Genomic DNA, 20,083 nt, shown 5'->3' on the forward strand with positions numbered 1-20,083 from the left:
CCGGGTGCGCGCCATGGGGTCCCGACCACCCCGACACCCTGCGCTGCCGCCACAACCTCGCCTGCACCCTCGGCAGGCTCGGCCGCCTGGAGGACGCCTGCCGCATGGCCCAGGAGGCGGCTGACGCCCGAGCCCGGGTGCTCGGCGCCGACCACCCCGACACCCTGGTCTCGCGCTGCGAAGTCGCCTATGCCCAGGGTCAGTCGGGCCACTGGCAGGAGGCGCTCGGCATCTACCGTGAAGTCGCCGGGATCCGGGCACGCGTGCTCGGCGCCGACCATCCCGACACCCTCGCCGCCCGCTACGAGACCGCCCTCAGCCTCGGCCGCCTCGGCCGCAGCACGGACGCCCTGCGCCTGTACCGGGAGCTGATCGTGGACCGCACCCGCGTACAGGGTCCCGCCCATTCCGACACGCTCCGGGCCCGGCACGGCCTCGGGGTCAACCTCGGCCGTCTGGGCCGGTGGGAGGACGCCCTGGCCGAGGCTCGGGACGTCTGCCTGCTCCGCGAGCAGACCCTCGGGCCCGCCCACCCGGACACGCTCGTCAGCCGCCGCGAGGTCGCGGTCGCCCTGGGCTGGCTGGGCCGCTGGGCGGAGGCCCTCATCGAGTACCGGCGGGTCACCGCCACCCGCGAGCAGATCCTCGGCCCGGACCACCCCGACACGCTCGCCGGCCGCAGCGACGAGGCCCACTGCCTGGAGCGGCTCGGCCGGGGCACCGAGGCCGGCGAGCTGTACCGCAGGGTCGCGGTGGACCGCCGGCGCGCCGCGTCCGACGGCGCCTGACCACGTCCGGGTGAAGGCGCGTGGCTGTGATCGGGGTGGAAGCGCGTGGCCGTGCTCGGGGCGGACGAGCCTGACGACGGTCGGGGCGCGGGCACGTGGTTACGGTGGGGACGGAGGCGCGTGACCAGGGTCGGCAGACGCGCCTGGCCAAGGCCGGGACGGCGGCGCGTGACCGCCGTCGAGGCCCGCCTCTGGCCGCCGTGGATCATCACGTGTTACGAAGAACCATGCCTGCCAACGCGCACACCCGCACCTACGACGCCGTCATCGTCGGCGGCGGACACAACGGCCTGGTCGCCGCCGCCTACCTGGCCCGGGCGGGCCGCTCGGTGCTGGTGCTGGAACGGCTGGACCACACCGGCGGCGCCGCCGTCTCCACCCGCCCGTTCGCCGGCGTCGACGCCCGGCTGTCGCGCTACTCCTACCTGGTCAGCCTGCTGCCACAGAAGATCGTCCGCGACCTCGCGCTGGACTTCCGGGTCCGCGCCCGCACGGTCTCGTCGTACACCCCCGCCGAGCGTGACGGCCGGCCCACCGGACTCCTCGTCGGCGGTGGCGAGCAGCGCACCCGGGAGGCCTTCGCCCGGCTGACCGGCGGCGAGCGCGAGTACGCGGCCTGGCAGCGCTTCTACGGCCGGACAGCGCACGTCGCCGAGCGGGTCTTCCCGACCCTCACCGAGCCCCTGCCCAGCCGCGACGAACTGCGCCGCCGCATCGACGACGAGACCGCCTGGCGGGCCCTGTTCGAGGAGCCCATCGGCGTCGCCGTGGAGGAGAACTTCGCCGATGACCTGGTCCGGGGCGTGGTCCTCACCGACGCCCTCATCGGCACCTTCGCCGACGCCCACGATCCTTCGCTCGTCCAGAACCGCTGCTTCCTCTACCACGTCATCGGCGGCGGTACCGGCGCCTGGGACGTGCCCGTCGGCGGCATGGGCGCCCTCACCGACGCGCTGGCCGCCGCGGCCCGTTCGGCGGGCGCGGTCATCGCGACCGGGCACGAGGCGGTCCGGATCGCCACCGACGGACAGACCGCCGAGGTCACCTATCGCACGGCCGACGGCGAGGGCGTCGCCGCCGCCCGGCACGTCCTCGTGAACGCCTCCCCGCAGGAGCTGGCCGTCCTGACGGGGGATCCGTCACCCGAGCCCGCCGAGGGCGCCCAGCTCAAGGTCAACATGCTGCTCACCCGGCTGCCGAAGCTGCGCGACCCGGCCGTCGACCCGCGGGAAGCCTTCGCCGGCACCTTCCACATCGCCGAGGGCTACCGGCAGCTCGCCACCGCCCACGCCCAGGCGGCCGCCGGTGAACTCCCCGCCACGCCGCCCTCGGAGATCTACTGCCACTCCCTGACCGACCCCACCATCCTCGGCCCCGACCTCGCCGCGCGCGGCTACCAGACGCTCACGCTGTTCGGACTGCACACTCCGGCCCGGCTCTTCGACCGGGACAACGACACCGTACGCGAGGAGCTGTTGAAGGCCACCCTCGCCCAACTCGACGCCCACCTCGCCGAACCCCTCGCCGACTGCCTGGCCACCGACGCCGACGGCCGCCCCTGCATCGAGGCGAAGACCCCGCTCGACCTGGAACGGGACCTGCGGCTGCCCGGCGGCAACATCTTCCACCGCGCCCTGTCCTGGCCCTACGCCCAGCAGGACACGGGCCGTTGGGGAGTGGAGACCCGGCACCCGAACGTCCTGCTGTGCGGCGCCGGCGCGGTGCGCGGGGGAGGGGTGAGCGGGGTGCCGGGGCACAACGCGGCGATGGCGGTGCTGGAGACGACTGCATGACGCACGGTGCGCGGCGAGCGCGCGTTCCGGAGCAAAGAATCTGACGGGACGTCAGAAAAACCTCTTCCGCCGTCAGGCCGGCTGCGGCATCCTGCGCCCATGCAGACGGAGCTGAGCAGGACACTGGGAGTCGAGCACGCCGTCTTCGGCTTCACGCCGTTCCCCGCCGTCGCCGCGGCCATCAGCCGGGCCGGCGGCTTCGGAGTCCTCGGCGCGGTCCGCTACACCGCCCCCGACGACCTCAAACGCGACCTCGACTGGATCGAGGCCCACGCCGGCGACCGGCCTTACGGCCTGGACGTGGTGATGCCCGCGAAGAAGGTGGAGGGCGTCTCCGAGGCGGACGTCGAGGCGATGATCCCGGAAGGGCACCGTCAGTTCGTACGGGACACCCTCGCCGAACACGGGGTGCCGGAGCTGGCCGAGGGCGAGGCGTCCGGGTGGCGTATCACCGGCTGGATGGAGCAGGTCGCCCGCACCCAGCTCGACGTCGCCTTCGACTATCCGATCCGGCTCCTCGCCAACGCCCTCGGCTCTCCGCCCTCCGACGTCGTCGCCCGCGCACATGATCGGGGGGTGCTGGTCGCGGCTCTCGCGGGCAGCGCCCGGCACGCCCGCAAACACCAGGAGGCGGGCATCGACATCGTGGTCGCCCAGGGCTACGAGGCCGGCGGCCACACCGGCGAGATCGCCACCATGGTGCTCACGCCGGAGGTGGTGGAGGCCGTCGATCCGCTGCCGGTACTGGCGGCGGGCGGCATCGGCAGCGGCCAGCAGGTGGCGGCCGCCCTCACACTCGGCGCGCAAGGTGTGTGGCTCGGCTCTGTATGGCTGACCACCACAGAGGCCGACCTGCACTCACCCGCCCTGACCCGCAAACTCCTCGCCGCCGGGTCCGGTGACACCGTCCGCTCCCGTGCCCTCACGGGCAAGCCCGCACGCCAGCTCCGTACCGAGTGGACCGACGCCTGGGACGACGCGGCCGGGCCGGGCACCCTGCCCATGCCGCTGCAGGGCCTGCTGGTGGCCGAGGCGGTCTCCCGCATCCAGAAGTACGAGGTCGAACCCCTGCTCGGCACCCCGGTCGGGCAGATCGTCGGCCGGATGAACAGCGAACGCAGCGTCCAGGCCGTCTTCGACGACCTCACCCGCGGCTTCGAACGAGCCGTGGACCGCATCAACCGCATCGCCGGAAGGAGCGGCCAGTCGTGAGCACACCCCCCGCCGGATTCTGGGCCCAGGCCGCCCAGCACCCCGACCGCACGGTCCTCGTCGCCCCCGACGGCGAGGAGTGGACCGCCGGACGACTGCACGGCGCCGCCAACCGGCTCGTCCACGGGCTGCGCGCGGCCGGCCTGGAGCGCGGCGACGCCTTCGCCGTCGTCCTGCCCAACGGCGTCGAGTTCGTCACCGCCTACCTGGCCGCCACCCAGGCCGGCCTCTATCTGGTCCCGGTCAACCACCACCTCGTCGGACCCGAGATCGCCTGGATCGTCGCCGACTCCGGCGCCAAGGTGCTCATCGCCCACGAGCGGTTCACCGACGCCGCCCGCGCCGCCGCCGACGAGGCGGGCCTGCCCGCCACCCACCGGTACGCGGTCGGCGCGGTCGACGGCTTCCGGCCGTACGCCGGGCTCCTCGACGGACAACCGGAGTCGCCGCCCACCGGCCGCGAACTCGGCTGGGTCATGAACTACACCTCCGGTACGACGGGACGCCCGCGCGGCATCCGCCGCCCGCTGCCCGGCAAGGCGCCCGAGGAGGCCTACCTGGGCGGGTTCCTCGGCATCTTCGGCATCAAGCCGTTCGACGACAACGTCCACCTGGTCTGCTCGCCGCTCTACCACACGGCCGTCCTGCAGTTCGCGGGCGCGTCCTTGCACATCGGCCACCGGCTGGTGCTGATGGACAAGTGGACCCCCGGGGAGATGCTCCGCCGCATCGACGCCCACCGGTGCACCCACACCCATATGGTCCCCACCCAGTTCCACCGCCTGCTGGCCCTCCCGGACGAGGTGAAGGCCCGCTACGACGTCTCGTCCATGCGGCACGCCATCCACGGCGCCGCCCCCTGCCCCGACCACGTCAAACGCGCCATGATCGACTGGTGGGGGCACTGTGTGGAGGAGTACTACGCGGCCAGCGAGGGCGGCGGCGCCTTCGCCACCGCCGAGGACTGGCTGAAGAAGCCCGGCACGGTCGGCAAGGCCTGGCCCATCAGCGAACTCGCGGTCTTCGACGACGACGGCAACCGGCTCCCGCCCGGCGAACTCGGCACCGTCTACATGAAGATGAGTACCGGCGGCTTCTCTTACCACAAGGACGACGCCAAGACCCGCAAGAACCGCATCGGCGACTTCTTCACCGTCGGCGACCTCGGCTTCCTGGACGAGGACGGCTATCTCTTCCTCCGCGACCGCAAGATCGACATGATCATCTCCGGCGGGGTCAACATCTACCCGGCCGAGATCGAGTCCGTGCTGCTCTCCCACCCGGCCGTCGCCGACGCGGCCGCCTTCGGCATCCCGCACGACGACTGGGGCGAGGAGGTCAAGGCCGTGGTCGAACCCGCGCCCGGCCACGACCCCGGCCCGGCCCTCGCCGCCGCCCTGCTCGACCACTGCGCGAGCCAACTCGCCGGCTACAAGCGGCCCAAGAGCGTCGACTTCATCACCGAGATGCCCCGCGACCCCAACGGCAAGCTGTACAAACGGCGGTTGCGGGAGCCGTATTGGGAGGGGCGGACTCGGGCGGTGTGACCCGGCCCCGCACGGGGTCCGCGATCCGTGGCTTCAGTGGCCGTAGTGGCGGTGCGGAAGACTCTCCAGGGACCTCGCGAGACCGGCTGCGTCGGTGCCTATCTTGCGGTAGACGCTGGCAAGCAACTGCCGCACGCCCTGCTCGGTGAGGTGCAGTTCCTTGGCGATCACTTCCACGGACTGCCCCTGTACGGTCAGTTCGGCGGTACGGCGTTCCTGAGTGGTCAGCGTGTCCGCCTGCGCATACCGCAGGGGCAGCGGACGCATTCCGGCCGCTGAGAGTTCCGCCCTGGCCCGGGCGGCGAGTGCCTCGGCTCCGCAGTGGACGGCTCCTTCCAGTCCCTGGTAGAGCCGATCGGCAGCCTCTTGCAGCCGCCCGTCGTGGGACAGTGCCGCGCCGTGGCCGACCTGGGCGCGGGCGAGTTCGTACGCGGCGGGCGACTGCTCCAGGTGGTCGACGGCCTCCGCGTACAGGCCGAGTGCCGCCGGCCCGCTGGTCACCTCGGCGAGAGTGCACAGGGCCTGGCCGATGGTGGAGGCGGCGCCGAAGTCCCGGGCGCGCTTCACGGCGTCCTGGGCGTGGCCGACTGCCTCGTCCGGAGCGGAGCGGGCCAGCGCGGAGGCGAGATGCAGCTGCCATGGACACCATGCCGGGTTCCGCCAGGCCCGTTTGTCCAGCCAGTCTCCCACCGAGGACAGCAGCGATGCCGCTTCGGCATGCCGTCCCTCCTCCAGGAGCAGTTCCGCGTACACGGTGCGTGGGTCGGGATAGATGACGGCGTTCGGGATCACGTCACCGAAGTGGTGCTCGTCGGCGAGCGCGCGCGCTTCGGTGACGCGCCCTCGGGCGAGCAGGGTCTGGATGAGAATGCTGACACCGAACAACTGGGCGGCCACGACCCCTTCCATCTTGTCGGCGATGCGCAGACCTTCCCGTACCAGGTCTTCGGCTTCGGCAAGACAGCCGCGGCGGTAGCGGACGTAGCCGGCGATGGTCTGGCCGAATGCCAGATGAGAGCCGTGCCAGCCTTTGCCCGCGCACTCGGCGATCCCCTCCTCGAACAACTCCTCAGCCCGTCGCGGCTGGTCGCCGTACATGAACACCAGGGCCACCGAAAGCGGTACCTCGAAGCCCCGGTTCTCGTCGGTCCAGCTCATGCCGCCGCGCAAGGCTTTCTCGGCATAGGTGAGGGCGGTCTGCCGTGGTTCGCCCCGTTTTGCGGCATCCCAGGCTCGCAGTCCCAGGATGTAGCGCTCCTCCAGGCTGCGACCGGGCAACTGCTCGGCCAGACGTGCCAGTGTCCGGGAGCGGGCGGGTGAGTCGGGATCGTCGGTGCGGACCATGCTCCAGACGAACTGATCGGCCTGCAGGCGCAGTTTGACGCGCGGGTTCGTGGCCTGCCTCGCCTCCTCGGCGGCCACGGCCACCGCCTCGGCCAGCTGATCGGTGTGGGCCAGCGCCGTCGTCAGCCGATAGACGATGGAGGCGCGGAGATCGGGGTCGACGTCGGGCTCCTCCAGAGCCTGGCGGAGATGCCTCACCGTGGCCGTGGGCTCGATCAGGAACGTGGCGCACCCGAGTTCGTGAAGGAGCGCGGCACGGTCCTCGGGCAGGGGCGGCTCCTGCAGGGCGCGGGTCAGCAGGCGCCCGGCGGCCTCGGTCGCCCCGGCGCGAAGGTACTCGCGAGCCGCCTCACGCAGACAGGCGACCGTCTCGGGGCTGCCCTCGCACGGGACCTCCAGCAGATGCCGGGCGGCGGCGGTGGGGCCGTATCCCGCGGCCAGCACGGTCTGCGCGGCCGTGTTGTGCAGACCGACCCGGAAGCCCGTGCGGATGGAACGGTAGATCGTCGTGGCGATCAGTGGGTGAAGGAACTCCAGCTCGCCCTCGGGGCCGTGGCCGTCGGCCAGGATCCGGGCCGCGCGCAACGCCTGGGTCGCCTCGGCGACGGCCTCGTCGCCGAGCACCGCGATGGTCGCGGCGAGCTGAGGTGAGAAGGGCGAACCCAGTACGGCGGCGGTCTGTGCGAAGCGGATGGTCGCCGTGTCGAGCCGTTCCAGCCGCTCGATCAGTCCCGGGCCTTTGATCGCCGCGGCGAGCTCACGCATCGTGGGCAGGTCGTCCTTGGTGCCGCTCAGTTTCCGCTCGGCGAGTCCGATCGCGAGCTCCACCGCTTCGAAGGGGCTTCCGTCGGTGGCCGACCAGCATTCCTTGCAGAACTGGTCCTCAGCTTGCTCCCCGATCTCATTCCTGACGATCCGCGCCACACCGTCGGCGGTAAGGTGCGCCAGGTCGTGGGGGCGGTCCCCGCCGAGGAGTGTGCGGAGTTCGCCCGTTTCGGCCGGCAGCTCCTCAGGCCGGTAGGCGACCACGATCAGCAGGGGAAGGTCATCGACCCGTGATGCGAAGGAAGCGAGCCAGCTCAGCGACTCGGCGTCCGCCCAGTGCAGGTCGTCCAGGAGCAGCACGACGGGTGCCTTCTTCACCGTGAGCCGCGTCATGACCCAGTCGAGACCCTCGCGGACCCCGGTCGGGTCCGGTGCGGGGGCGGGGCCTCTCGCTTCGAGGCCGAGAACGGCGGCCAAGATGTCGTACCAAGTACCCAGGAAGGTGCGGAGTTCCGCCCCGTCCATCCTTGCCAACGAGGGCTGCACCAGTTGGCGTACCACGCGGAACGCCGACCCCTGCTCCGTCTCCCCGCCCCTGCCCGAAAGCACGGCCAATCCGTACGCGGCAGCCCGGTCACGTGCTTCCGTGATCAGCGCCGTCTTGCCCAGTCCGGCCGAACCGCTGAAGGCGAGCAGCCCCCTGTGCCTTGTTCGCGGGGCGCCGTCCGCGGTGCGTCGTAGCTCTCGGAAAGCGGCCTCAAGGACCTGAAGTTCCCGTCGGCGCTCGATCAACGTCCGTTGCTCTGTGATCGGTTGCCGCGGCTCCATCGCCATGTACCGTACCGCCTTCTCTCGTTCGGCCAGGGGCAGCCGAGCGTACGCCTCGTTGAGGTGAGGCAGGCCGGATTGGGCACCAAAGGGTGAATCATGAACCGCGGGTGGGAGAATGCCCGCTCCGTCGGGTACGAGGTCCGAATGGGCACCTCCCGGTGGTACCGCCGGCGGAGCGCGCCAGGAGCCACTACGGCACGGCGGGCACCGACGCCGCATCCGCGTAGCGCGGCACGGTGCGGGACCAGTCGTAGCACCCTCTGATCCAGCCGATCATGCCGGCCATGTAGCCGACGCCTGCGGGGCTCAACTCCGGTTCGATCTCCAAGTAGAGCCTCTGGAACTCCGTGATCGTGCCGTTGATCTGCTGGATGGCCAGGAAGACGGCGTCCTGCAGAGAGCATCGGTGCGCGCGCTGGTAAGCCAGGGCCAGGTTGATCATTTCGCCCGCGCGCTGTTCTTTCGCCGCGGAGAACAGGTCGGCTGTCCACACCGCCGCGTCGGCCGACAGCCGGCTCAGCCGCCGTACGACGGGGCTGTGGAGTTCGGCAGCGGCGAGTTCACATGGCTGGGCGGCCTCGTACAGCGGGTAGAACGGCTCGACGCCGGCGGTCAGCGACCGTATGGAGGTGCACTCTCCGGTCCGCAACAGGAAGGGCTGAGCCTGAGCCACCGCTTCGTACAACAGGCCGTGCACGTATTCGCGGCTCTTCCAGGCCCACCGCGCGGCCTGCGCGGGTGTGCACCGGGCCCGGACCTGCCGGTGGAGATCGGCCAGGGCCGCTCCGAGGGCGGTGCTGGGTGGTGAACCGTCCCGCAGAATCGCGATGCTCTCGCACAGCATGGGCAGCAGCCGGCCGGGAGAGCGCCGGCCGAGGTCCTCCGCCCGGTCGTCGAAGACGAATTGATAGGCGATCTGATTGGCCACGATCTGGAGGAGGCCGGAATCCACGGTGGGGCTGGTGCGGGACGCGAGTTCGGCGGGGCGAGTGCGGGCGATCATCGCCGCCACGCCTGGTTCGCGGGTCAGCCCCCACCTGCTCAGCCAGGCCTCGACGCCGGCCGCGGCCTCGGATTCATGCGGGTTCCACTGGAACGGAAAGGGCATGTGGAGGTGGGTGTCGATCAGGTCCCTGAGGTTGGGGACCGGCGCTGCGCCCCGTACCCCGAGAGCGATTTCCTCATGCGTTGTCGTCAAGGTGGTCACCTGCCGTCCGGGAATCCGATGCGCCAGGGTCGGCCACCGTTCGGGGCGCGAGTGAGGCGGCGGAGGACGGGGCGGCTGAACGGGCTTGGCAGGCCATGACCAGTGCACGCGGTCCCATCGTGATGCCGGGGCGAGGTATCTCGTCGACGTAGCCGGGCAGATGCCGCAGCCGCCGGTGCCCGGCGAGGGTCGCGAGCGCCAGGGTGGCCTCCACCATGGCGAATTCGTCGCCGAGGCATTTCCGGTTGCCCGCCGAGAACGGCATCAGCGCGCGGCGCTGTGCGGCCGTGGGCCGCCCGGGCAGCCAGCGGTCGGGGTCGAAACGCTCGGGGTCGGGGAACGACGAGGGATCGTGGTGCAGCAGGTAGGGGCTGTACAGGACGGTGGCTCCCGCGGGCAGCCGGCACCCGGCGAGTTCCGTCTCCCTCGTGGCGACCCGGGTGAACAGCCAGCCGGGCGACGAGTGGCGCAGCGTCTCGGAGATGACGCACCGGGTCTGGACGAGGTGCGGCAGATCGTCGGGTCCGGGCCGTCGGCCTCCGGGGAGTACGGCGTCCAGCTCGGCGTGCAGTTTGTGCTCCGCCGCCGGATGGCGGGCGAGCAGGCTGAAGGCGTCGGCGAGGCACAGTGCCGGGGCCTCGACGCCGGTGAGCAGCAGCGTGATCAGATGGTCGTGGACCTCCTGGTCGGTGATCGCCGCCCCGTCGCCGTCGCCGCGCGTGGCCGCCAGCAGCGTACCCAGCACATCGTCGCGCTCGGCGCCCCCGCGGCGCTCTGCGATCGCCTTGTCGATGATGGCGTGCAGGCGGGAGAGGGCGCGCCGGTAGCGGCGGTTGGGGGGTGTGGGCAGGCGGAACAGGGCGTCGATCGGTACGACCGTGCGGACGAAGAGACCACGGACGACGTCGGTGAGACAGTCCCGCACCTCGGCGGTCGTCGCGTCGTCCAGCGCGTCGGAGAGGAGGACTCGGCTGATCACGCGGGTCGTCAAGGTCATCATCGCCTCGGTGACGGGAACCGTCCGGCCGACCGGCCATGTGTCCAGCACCGACGTGGCCTCTTCGATGACGAGGTCCGTGTATGCGGCGACGTGGGAGGGGCGGAAGCCAGGTTGCAGCAGCCTGCGCTTGTCCCGGTGCGTCGGCTGGCGGCAGGTGACGAGACCGTCGCCCATCAGCTTCCCGAGCCTGTCGTACAGCGGGCCCCCCTTGTCGAAGGTGTGCGGATCCATGAGCACCTCGTGGGTCAGCTCCGGGTGGCACACCATCCAGGCGCGCTGGGGGCCCAACCGTATTTCGACCAGATCCCCGTGCGCGGGCAAAGAATTCAGAAACGCCAGCGGCCGGCGGTAGAAGGCGATACCGTGACCGAGGAGTGGGAATATGCCGGGAGCAGTACCTGTCGTCCACTTTCGTTTGTGTTCAGGCACAGCACGGCTCATGGATACCTCCTGCCCAACGTGGCACACGAAATGCGTGAACTGCTACGGACTTGATGCCCGCACCATTTCCTGCCCAGGTTCAACGGTGCTCGGTATCCGGAAACCTTTCTCCAAAGGGGCGCACAGAAGCACGCAGAGGCAAAAGTCGCCTTCGGCGAACGACCGTTGATGCTCTATGCATCGAAAACGTGGGCGACGGCAGGATGTTCTTCCGGACGGTGCGGGCAAGCGCCTCTCGGGTGCTTGACCTGCCTTCGTGCCGGACCGAGGATCATGAGTCATGACGCAGGGACACGGCAGTACGGTCGACGGGGTGCTGCGGCGCAGCGCCCGACGCACCCCGGCCCGCCTCGCGGTGGAGTACGGCGAGCGCCGCTGGACATACGAGGAACTCGACGACGCCGTCTCCCGCGCGGCCTCGGTACTGCTCGCCCAGGGCCTGACCCCCGGTGACCGGGTCGGCGCCTACGGCCACAACTCCGACGCCTACCTCATCGCCTTCCTCGCCTGCGCACGGGCGGGCCTGGTCCATGTGCCGGTCAATCAGAACCTGACCGGCGACGACCTGGCGTACCTCATCGACCAGTCCGGCAGCACCCTTGTCCTCGCCGACCCGGACCTCACCGTCCGACTCCCGGACAGCATGAGGGCGTTGCCGCTCCGGGACGCCGAAGGCTCGCTCCTCGCCCGGCTGGCAGACGCGCCGCCGTACGACGGGCCCGAACCCCGCACCGACGACCTGGTGCAGCTGCTGTACACCTCCGGTACGACCGCCCTGCCCAAGGGCGCGATGATGACCCACCGGGCTCTCGTGCACGAGTACCTGAGCGCCATCACCGCCCTCGACCTCAGCGCGGGCGACCGGCCGGCGCACGCGCTGCCGCTGTACCACTCGGCCCAGATGCATGTGTTCCTGCTGCCGTACCTCGCCGTCGGCGCGACCAACATCATCCTGGACGCGCCCGACGGGGACCGGCTGTTCGACCTCGTCGAAGCGGGCCGTGTGGACAGCCTGTTCGCGCCGCCCACGGTGTGGATCGGCCTGGCGGGCCGGCCCGACTTCGCCACCCGTGACCTGGACGGCCTGCGCAAGGCCTACTACGGCGCGTCGATCATGCCCGTCCCGGTCCTGGAGCGGCTGCGCGCACGCCTGCCGCGGCTCGCCTTCTACAACTGCTTCGGACAGAGCGAGATCGGCCCGCTGGCCACGGTGCTCGGCCCTGACGAACACGAGGGCCGGCTGGACTCCTGCGGCCGGACCGTGCTGTTCGTGGACGCACGGGTCGTGGACGACAAGGGCAAGGACGTGCCCGACGGCACGCCCGGCGAAATCGTCTACCGTTCCCCTCAGTTGTGCGAAGGCTACTGGGACAAGCCGGAGGAGACCGCCGAGGCGTTCCGGGACGGCTGGTTCCACTCCGGCGACCTCGCGGTGCGCGACGCCGACGGCTACTTCACGATCGTGGACAGGGTGAAGGACGTCATCAACTCCGGTGGCGTCCTGGTGGCTTCGCGCCAGGTCGAGGACGCCCTGTACACCCACGAGTCCGTCGCCGAGGCCGCCGTGATCGGCCTGCCCGACGAGCGGTGGATCGAGTCGGTCACCGCGGTCGTCGTCCCGCGCGGCGAGGTGACGGAAGATCAGCTCATCGCCCATGTGAAGGAGACGCTCACGCCCTTCAAGGCGCCCAAGCGGGTGTTGTTCGTGGCCGAGTTGCCGCGCAACGCCAGCGGAAAGATCCTGAAGCGCGAACTGCGGGACCGCTTCAGCGGCTAGGTGTGCTGTTCGGCGCATCGGGTCGCGGGAAATCGGCGGGCCTCATCAGCGCTGGTGGGCGGGGGCGATGGGGGAGCGTGCAGCTGCAAGGCGGAGGAGGGAGTCGACGATGGGGGAGTCGGGGAGCGACGACAACGTCGCTGGGGGTGCCCCCACGCCCTTAGGGCAGTGAGGGAGGGGGTGCCGGCCCCCGCGTCTGCGGCAGGATCCGCCGGACAGGCCCCAGCCCTCGCGCTGACGCTCGCCCGGGTGGTGCCGGACACCACACCCTCGTCCGAACAGCGGTGCCTCGACCCCATGTCCGCCCCGATGCGCCTGCCGCGCGAGGAACGCGACCCGCGCCGGTCACGCCTCTGCCAAGGCACCGTCTTCGCGGGCTCCAGCGCCGCCGGGACCGCGCCGACGCTGCTCGTGACCCGGCCGGCGTACGGCATGGGCGCGCCGGCCGTGGGTGTGCTCGGACTCGTCGGCGCCGCGAGCGTGCACTGCACCCCGCTCGCCGGGCGAGCGGCGGACCGCCGGGGACCGGACGACGTGACCCTGTGGCGCCTGCTGCAGGTGATCGGCTCGGCCGGGGTGCCGGCCCGCGGCGGCATCGGCGGCGCGGCCGGACTCGTCGCGCCGGCCGGCGGCAGGGTGCTCCTCGACGTCGCTGTGCAGGGCGGCCAAGTCGCCGACCAGGCACGCGACTTCGCACTCCGCCCGGACGCCCGGGCCCGGATCGACACCGCCTACATGACCTGCGCCTTCCTCAGCGGCAGCGCCGGGTCCTGGCTCGGGGTACGGGGGTACGGCAGGCTCGGCTGGCCGGGCGTGACGGCGCTGGTGGCTCTGACCGCCGTGATCGCGCTTACCCGGCATCTGACCAGGGGGCGTATGACGGCTGTCCCGGCGCAGGACGAGGTGACGCCGAGCCGGGTGCCGTGACCTGTGTCCGCCGGGTCAGGTGGTTGACCCGGCGGAGCTGGGGCGCTGGTGGCCCTACCCGGCGTCCCGCTGCCGCAGGTCGACGATCCGGCGGATCTTGCCGACCGACCGCTCCAGCGACTCCGGCTCCACGATCTCCACGTCCACGGACACCCCGATGCCGTCCTTCACGGCCGCGACGATCGACCGGGCCGCCGCGGCCCGCGTCTCCGGGACCGCGTCCGGGCGGGCCTCGGCCCGGACGGTCAGCCGGTCCAGCCGGCCCTCCCGGGTCAGCCGGAGCTGGAAGTGCGGCGCCACACCGGGCGTGCGGAGCACGATCTCCTCGATCTGGGTCGGGAACAGATTGACCCCGCGCAGGATCACCATGTCGTCACTGCGCCCGGTGATCTTCTCCATCCGCCGGAACACCCGAGCCGTACCGGGCAGCAGCCGGGTCAGGTCCCGGGTGCGGTACCGGACAACCGGCATGGCCTCCTTCGTCAGCGAGGTGAAGACCAGCTCGCCCGGCTCGCCCTCCGGTAGCACCTCACCCGTGATCGGATCGACCACCTCCGGATAGAAGTGGTCCTCCCAGATCGTCAGCCCGTCCTTGGTCTCCACGCACTCCTGGGCCACACCCGGGCCGATCACCTCGCTCAGCCCGTATATGTCGACGGCGTCGATCGCGAACCGCTCCTCGATCTCGCGCCGCATCTGCTGGGTCCAGGGCTCGGCCCCGAAGACGCCCACGCGTAGCGAGGTGCCGCGCGGGTCTACGCCCTGCCGCTCGAACTCGTCCAGCAGTGTGAGCATGTAGGACGGGGTCACCATGATGACGGCTGGTTCCAGGTCGCGGATCAGCTGCACCTGCCGGGCCGTCATACCGCCGGAGGCCGGCACGACCGTACAGCCCAGGCGCTCGGCACCATAGTGGGCGCCCAGACCACCGGTGAACAGCCCATAGCCGTAGGCTACATGCACGATATCGCCGGGCCGTCCGCCGGCCGCCCGGATCGACCGCGCCACCATGTCGGCCCACATGGAAAGGTCGTTGTCCGTATAGCCGACCACCGTGGGGCGCCCGGTGGTGCCGCTGGAGGCGTGCAGCCGGCGGATCCGCTCGCGCGGCACGGCGAACATGCCGTACGGGTAGTTCTCCCTGAGGTCGGCCTTGGTCGTGAAGGGGAAACGGGCCAGATCGGCGAGGGAACGGCAGTCCTCGGGGCGGACACCGGCCTTGTCGAAGGACTCCCGGTAGAACGGCACGTGGTCATAGGCGTGCCGCAGCGAGGTGCGCAGCCGCTCCAGCTGAAGTTCCCGCAGCTCCCCGGGCCCGAGCCGCTCGCCCGCGTCGAGCAGGTCCGTCGCATCCGCCATCGCGTTCGTCTCCCTCGCCGTCCTCACATTCCGGACGACCGATCATTCGGTCGCCCCGTTCGGGGCCAGTAATTCAGGCCATACGGCTCCAGGCAAGGGGGCAGCGCGGATTTTCTGCACCGGTCCATCGCCCTGTGCGGCGCGGCGCTCCCGCCACGGCCGTAGAGCGTTGCGCCGCTGTGCCGTGGGCCGACATGATCACGACCATGGCCACCTTCACCACGTCCGACGGCACCCGGCTCGCCTATCACCAGCGGGGTGCCGGTGAGCCCCTCGTCGTCCTGCCCGGCGGCCCGATGCGTGCCTCCGCTTATCTCGGCGACCTCGGCGGGCTGACCGCGCACCGTCGTCTGGCCCTGCTGGACCTACGGGGCACCGGCGACTCCGCGGTGCCGGCGGACCCGGCGACGTACCGCTGCGACCGGATGGTCGAGGACGTGGAGGTGTGGCGCGCACATATGGGTCTGGAGCACATGGATCTGCTCGCCCACTCGGCAGGCGCCGCCCTGGCCATGCTCTACGCGGCCCGCCACCCGCAGCGGGTCCGACGGCTGTTGCTGATCACGCCCAACCCGTCCGCCCTGGGCATGCGGGCGACCCCCGAGGACCGGCTGGCCGCGGCCCGGCTGCGCGCGGACGAGCCGTGGTTCGCCGGGGCGTTCCCCGCCTTCCGGGCCTGGCTGGCGGGCGAGGCGGACTTCGACGACGTCTTCCTGCCGTTCTTCTACGGCCGCTGGGACGAGGTCGCCCGGGCGCACACGGACGCCGAACTGGAGCAGACCAACGAGGAGGCGGGGGAGCGCTACTTCGCCGACGGTGCCTTCACACCGGATGCCACCCGGACCGCCCTCGCCGCGCTGACCGCGCCGGTCCTCGTGCACGCCGGGGAGCGCGACGGCGGTCCGTGCCCCGACCTCGCCCGCCGTACCGCCGCGGCCTTCCCGAAGGCCGAGTTCACCGTCCAGCCCGGCGCCGGTCACTACCCCTGGCTGGACGACCCGGAGTGGTTCCGCAAGCGCGTCCTCGCCTTCCTCGACGGGCCGGCGGACGCCGCTCCGCCCTCGGCAGAGTAGACGGCCAGGGACACCACGGCTCCGCACACGTCAACGCGAACGGCATCAGGCTGGCCTGCCGGACCTGGAGCCCGGTGGACTCCCCCAAGTACTCGGCTTCTCTCGAACCCGGCGGGACCCCCATCGCCCGGCCTGCTGCTGCACTGCCGCGGCGCCGACGGCGCGGACTGGACAGCTGTCGCCGCGCGGCTCGCGGCACCCTCGCGTCCCCGCCCGGTGCACGCCCCCGACCTGAGCGGCCACGGGCACAGCGACTGGCCGGGGGACTGCCGGGCCGAGGCGATGGGCGACGACATCCGTGCCCTGCCGGCCGCCCTCGGCCACGACAGCGCCGATGGCGTGGACCATTCGCTGGGCGGCATCGTCGCCTGCCTGCTGGCGCAGCGGCATCCTGGGGTCGTACGACGTCTGGTTCTGGAGGACGGGTGCGCGCCCGACGCACAGCGCAACGCTCCCGATCCTGTGTGGTGGGACCACATGGACCGGATCACCATGCGACGGTGGTCATCGGGGGTGGTCCCACCAGCCTCATCCCACAGGACCAGGTCGCGCAGCCCGCCGCCCTGATCCCGGACGCCGTGCTCGTGGCCCTTGACGCGGGCACCTGGCGCACGAGTCCCACTCGGCGGACTTCCTCGACCTGGTGCGGAAGTTCCCCGACCGATGACCGACGTCACCGGCGGATTCAGCGCCCCTGCGGCCCGAACGCCTTCAGGAACCGGTCGCGGAAGTTGTCCATCCCCCAGATGGGAGCGCCGGCGGCGGGCTTCAGGCCTTCTGTCCAGCCCCAGCCGGAGATCCGGTCCAGCACCCTGGGGTCGTGGGCGACGATCGTGACCGGCACGTCCTTGCGGGGGCTGTTCGCGGTGACGGTCGGTACGGGCTGGTGGTCGCCCAGGAAGACCAGAACCGTGTTCGGGTTGCCGTACCGCCGCAGGAACCCGACGAGGCTGTTCAGCGAGTACTCGATGGAGGTGCGGTACTCGGCGCGCACGCTCTCCGGGTTGCTCCAGACCTCGTTTTCGGTCTTGCCGCCCCGTCTGACCCGCTGGAAGACCGAGCCGTCGCCCAGCGACGCCCAGTCGACCATGCGGGGCACGGGCGCCCACGGATAGTGGCTGGAGGTGAGGATGATCTCCGCCATCAGTGGACCCCGGCCGCGCTTGCCGAACTCCCGTCGCTGGAAGGCCTCCAGGGCGTACTGGTCCGGCACCTGCGACCAGCCGAAGTCCGGGCCGTGGTAGTCCAGGTGATGGCCGTCGTAGACATGGTCCAGGCCGAAGAACCGGCCCTCGGGCCAAGCCACCAGCACTCCGGGCACGACCCCGACCGTGCGCCAGGCGCCGGTCCTGCGGAAGGAGCCGCTGAGGGTCGTCCGGTCGCTGGAGGTGAGGCTGCGGAATCGCTGCTGGTTGCTGATCCACAGGCCGGACAGGAACGTCGAGTGGGCCAGCCAGCTGCCGCCACCGGTCACCGGCGAGGTCAGCCAGCCGCTGCGGGCCCGGAATCCGGCGGCCTTGAGCGTCATGGTGCTCTGCTTGAGGACCGCGTCGATCGGCGGGCCCATCGTCGGGTCCTCGATCGCCGAACGGCCGTAGCTCTCGATGAACGTGAACAGCACGTCCTTGCCGCGCAGGCCGGTCAGCAGCTGGTTCGACGGCGTGCGGGCGAACGCGTCGACGGCGGCCTGGCGCCGGAAGAGACGCGCGTCCGCGAGGGAGACGCGGACCTGCTTGGCCCGGTCGCCCAGCAGGTCCGCGTCCAGCGTCGAGGCGACCGGTGCGCCGCCGGTGCGCAGTCCGAGCACGACACAGGTGACCCAGACGGTGCCCAGCACCAGGACGACGCGGACGGCCCGGGCGCGATGACGGGCCATCAGGGCGGTCAGCCGGACCGTCGCGCCCGTCGTCAGGAGGAGGACAGCGACCGTGAGGACCAGCGCACCGGCGAGCGCGGCCAGTTCGCCGGTGCGGCCGGAGGTCTCCCGCAGATAGTCCGCCGCGTTGCCCAGCAGGCCCCAGTCCAGCACCAGGTCGAAGGGGCGGTACAGCACCGTGTAGAAGCCGATGTCCAGGCATTTGAGAAGGGCGACCAGCCCGATCAGCACGCCGACGGCCACCGCCCCGGCCCGCCGCGCCCGCGGCGGCAGCATGAGCAGCGCGGTGGCGAGCAGCACACCCTCACCCGGCAGCCGCACGAATGCCACGGGCGCGAGCTGATCGGGTTGATCAGGCAGCAACAGCGCGGCCAGAAGAAGGCCGACAGCGAGAACGCTGACCCCCACGGCCACACTCCGCGCGATACGGGTGCCCCCGCCGCCCCGTCCGCTCAACGCCCCGATCAACGCACCGAAGCCGAACCCGCTCCAGACACACGCACCGAGCCGCCCGGCCTTTGCCGCCGGCCCAGCAGGGTCTTGGGCTCCCGCCTGCCCGGCAGAACCTCCGGCCTCCCCCGGCCCGGCAGGCTCTCCGCCCTCCGCCGGGCCCCCAGACGCCCCGGCTCCAGACCGCCCGGCTCCAGACCGCCCGGCTCCCCCCAGCCCGGTGTTCGACTCGTCTGCGTTCCCCGGCAGGTGGTCTGGCGTGCGGTGGGACACCCGGGATCCTTCCGTGCGTGGCCGGTGGCGGTGGCGGTGTCGGTGCCGGGGCGGAGGGCCGGGACCGGCGTCGCTCGACCGACCGGCGGTCACTGAGCGTGGTCGGATGGCGCCGATCGTGCGCACAGAGTAGTCCTGCCGGGCGGTGCGGGCGGTGGGACACCCCGGGGCGCTACCGCCGCTCGGCGGCCACCGCCACCTGCCGTGCCCACCGGTAGTCCGCCTTGCCGCTCGGAGACCGCTGGATGGAGTCCGTGATCACCAGCTGGCGGGGGATCTTGTAACCCGCCAGCCGGGTACGGCAGTGGCCCTGGATGTCGGCGAGCGAGGGGTGCGCCGCTCCCTCGCGCAGCTGCACCACGGCCGCCACATGGTTGCCCCAGGTGGCGTCCGGCACCCCGGCGACCAGCGCGTCGTACACGTCCGGATGCGCCTTGAGCGCCTGCTCGACCTCCTCCGGGTAGACCTTCTCGCCTCCGGTGTTGATGCACTGCGAGCCCCGGCCGAGCACGGTGACCACGCCGTCCTCGTCGACCGTCGCCATGTCGCCGAGCAGGACCCAGCGCTGTCCGTCCTTTTCGAAGAACGTCTCGGCGGTTTTCCGTGGGTCGTTGTAGTAGCCGAGCGGGACATGACCGCACTGGGCGACCCGGCCGATCTCGCCCGTGGCGACCGGCTCGTGTGTCGCCGGATCCACCACGCGGGTACGGGAGTTGACCCTGAGGCGGAAGCCGCGCTCGGGGCCCGAGTCCTCCGTCGCCGTACCGTTGAAGCCGGACTCGGAGGAGCCGAAGTTGTTGAGCAGCATGGCGTTCGGGACCAGCTCCCGGAACTGCCGGCGCACCGTCTCCGACATGATCGCGCCCGACGAGGACACGCTGAACAGGGCGGAGCAGTCCGTGCCCTTGAGCGGCCCGCTCAGCGCGTCGATCAGCGGCCGGAGCATGGCGTCGCCGACCAGCGACATGCTGGTGACCTTCTCCTTCTCGACGGTGCGCAGCACGTCCTCCGGAACGAACTTGCGGTGTACGACGACGCGTTGGCCGAAGTTGAAGCCGATGAACGCGGTCAGCGTGGACGTGCCGTGCATGAGCGGGGGAGTGGGGAAGAAGGTGATGCCGTAGCCGCCGGTGGCGACCCGCTCGGCCAGCTCCTCCGGCGTCTTCACCGGCTCTCCGGTGGGCGCTCCGCCGCCCAGCCCGGCGAAGAAGAGGTCCTCCTGGCGCCACATCACGCCCTTCGGCATGCCGGTCGTGCCGCCGGTGTAGATGATGAACTGGTCGTCCCCGGAGCGGGCCGGGAAGCCCCGCCCGGGCGAACCGGCGGCCTCCGCGTCGGCGAACGCCACAGCCTCGGGCACCGCCACAGCCTCGGGCACCGCCACAGCCTCGGGCACCGCCACAGCCTCGGGCGCCGCCAC

The 20,083-nt window shown here is 71.5% G+C and carries 14 protein-coding genes; 8 read left to right on the forward strand and 6 right to left on the reverse strand.

Annotated features, from left to right (window positions below):
* The 4 genes from M878_RS87330 to M878_RS87345 all read left to right on the forward strand — a co-directional run.
* Positions 1–788, forward strand: a 788-nt coding sequence (locus M878_RS87330; protein ID WP_023552973.1) for a tetratricopeptide repeat protein, incomplete at its 5' end; no start/stop codon positions are given.
* A gap of 227 nt (positions 789–1,015) precedes the next feature.
* A complete protein-coding gene (locus M878_RS87335) occupies positions 1,016–2,581 on the forward strand; it encodes a phytoene desaturase family protein (RefSeq protein WP_023552974.1) in 1,566 nt (521 codons plus the stop codon).
* A 99-nt stretch (positions 2,582–2,680) separates the two neighbouring features.
* The gene (locus tag M878_RS87340) at positions 2,681–3,793 is read left to right on the forward strand and encodes an NAD(P)H-dependent flavin oxidoreductase (protein WP_023552975.1); all 1,113 of its coding nucleotides are present in this window, start codon (positions 2,681–2,683) and stop codon (positions 3,791–3,793) included.
* Complete coding sequence (locus tag M878_RS87345) at positions 3,790–5,340, forward strand: acyl-CoA synthetase (protein WP_023552976.1); 1,551 nt, start codon at positions 3,790–3,792, stop codon at positions 5,338–5,340. Before M878_RS87340 ends, M878_RS87345 begins: the two co-directional genes overlap by 4 nt.
* Before the next feature lie 33 nt (positions 5,341–5,373).
* Here the strand turns inward: M878_RS87345 and M878_RS87350 are convergent, their stop codons facing one another.
* The 3 genes from M878_RS87350 to M878_RS87360 form a co-directional block, all read right to left on the reverse strand.
* Complete coding sequence (locus M878_RS87350; RefSeq protein WP_031226979.1) at positions 5,374–8,283, reverse strand: ATP-binding protein; 2,910 nt, start codon at positions 8,281–8,283, stop codon at positions 5,374–5,376.
* 187 nt (positions 8,284–8,470) lie between these two features.
* The gene (locus M878_RS87355; protein ID WP_031226981.1) at positions 8,471–9,478 is read right to left on the reverse strand and encodes a (-)-alpha-amorphene synthase; all 1,008 of its coding nucleotides are present in this window, start codon (positions 9,476–9,478) and stop codon (positions 8,471–8,473) included.
* Complete coding sequence (locus M878_RS87360) at positions 9,462–10,928, reverse strand: cytochrome P450 (protein ID WP_078630495.1); 1,467 nt, start codon at positions 10,926–10,928, stop codon at positions 9,462–9,464. The genes M878_RS87355 and M878_RS87360 overlap by 17 nt, the downstream gene beginning before the upstream one ends.
* A 280-nt stretch (positions 10,929–11,208) precedes the next feature.
* Here M878_RS87360 and M878_RS87365 point away from each other — a divergent pair, with 280 nt between their 5' ends.
* Together M878_RS87365 and M878_RS87370 are read left to right on the forward strand one after the other, a co-directional pair.
* Positions 11,209–12,705, forward strand: coding sequence for an acyl-CoA synthetase (locus M878_RS87365; protein ID WP_023552980.1), 1,497 nt, complete (start codon positions 11,209–11,211; stop codon positions 12,703–12,705).
* A 297-nt stretch (positions 12,706–13,002) separates the two neighbouring features.
* Entirely contained in the window at positions 13,003–13,632 is a 630-nt protein-coding gene (locus tag M878_RS87370; RefSeq protein WP_209445591.1) for an MFS transporter, read from the forward strand.
* A 54-nt stretch (positions 13,633–13,686) separates the two neighbouring features.
* On the opposite strand, the gene paaK is transcribed toward M878_RS87370, so the two are convergent.
* Positions 13,687–14,991, reverse strand: coding sequence for a phenylacetate--CoA ligase PaaK (gene paaK, locus M878_RS87375; protein ID WP_023552982.1), 1,305 nt, complete (start codon positions 14,989–14,991; stop codon positions 13,687–13,689).
* Positions 14,992–15,197: 206 nt separating this feature from the next.
* Between paaK and M878_RS87380 the strand changes: the two genes are divergently transcribed.
* Positions 15,198–16,064 (forward strand): alpha/beta fold hydrolase, encoded by an 867-nt coding sequence (locus M878_RS87380; protein WP_031226985.1) that lies wholly within the window; start codon positions 15,198–15,200, stop codon positions 16,062–16,064.
* A gap of 138 nt (positions 16,065–16,202) precedes the next feature.
* Positions 16,203–16,631 (forward strand): alpha/beta fold hydrolase, encoded by a 429-nt coding sequence (locus M878_RS99095; protein ID WP_342452760.1) that lies wholly within the window; start codon positions 16,203–16,205, stop codon positions 16,629–16,631.
* 118 nt (positions 16,632–16,749) lie between these two features.
* Here the strand turns inward: M878_RS99095 and M878_RS87385 are convergent, their stop codons facing one another.
* Together M878_RS87385 and M878_RS87390 are read right to left on the reverse strand one after the other, a co-directional pair.
* The gene (locus M878_RS87385; protein ID WP_342452738.1) at positions 16,750–18,270 is read right to left on the reverse strand and encodes an alkaline phosphatase family protein; all 1,521 of its coding nucleotides are present in this window, start codon (positions 18,268–18,270) and stop codon (positions 16,750–16,752) included.
* A 565-nt stretch (positions 18,271–18,835) separates the two neighbouring features.
* A partial coding sequence (locus M878_RS87390) for an AMP-binding protein (protein ID WP_031226988.1) occupies positions 18,836–20,083 on the reverse strand: 1,248 nt, incomplete at its 5' end.

Origin of the sequence: Streptomyces roseochromogenus subsp. oscitans DS 12.976 (genome assembly GCF_000497445.1) — a bacterium.
Classification (GTDB): Bacteria; Actinomycetota; Actinomycetes; order Streptomycetales; family Streptomycetaceae; genus Streptomyces; species Streptomyces oscitans.

What these genes read in the sequence shown, in the direction of transcription:
- M878_RS87335 (WP_023552974.1), top strand. Translation starts at nt 1,016, where the DNA reads ATGCCTGCCAACGCGCACACCCGCACCTACGACGCCGTCATCGTCGGC.
- M878_RS87340 (WP_023552975.1), top strand. Translation starts at nt 2,681, where the DNA reads ATGCAGACGGAGCTGAGCAGGACACTGGGAGTCGAGCACGCCGTCTTC.
- M878_RS87350 (WP_031226979.1), bottom strand. Translation starts at nt 8,283, where the DNA reads ATGGCGATGGAGCCGCGGCAACCGATCACAGAGCAACGGACGTTGATC.
- M878_RS87360 (WP_078630495.1), bottom strand. Translation starts at nt 10,928, where the DNA reads ATGAGCCGTGCTGTGCCTGAACACAAACGAAAGTGGACGACAGGTACT.
- M878_RS87365 (WP_023552980.1), top strand. Translation starts at nt 11,209, where the DNA reads ATGACGCAGGGACACGGCAGTACGGTCGACGGGGTGCTGCGGCGCAGC.
- M878_RS87370 (WP_209445591.1), top strand. Translation starts at nt 13,003, where the DNA reads ATGTCCGCCCCGATGCGCCTGCCGCGCGAGGAACGCGACCCGCGCCGG.
- paaK (WP_023552982.1), bottom strand. Translation starts at nt 14,991, where the DNA reads ATGGCGGATGCGACGGACCTGCTCGACGCGGGCGAGCGGCTCGGGCCC.
- M878_RS87380 (WP_031226985.1), top strand. Translation starts at nt 15,198, where the DNA reads ATGGCCACCTTCACCACGTCCGACGGCACCCGGCTCGCCTATCACCAG.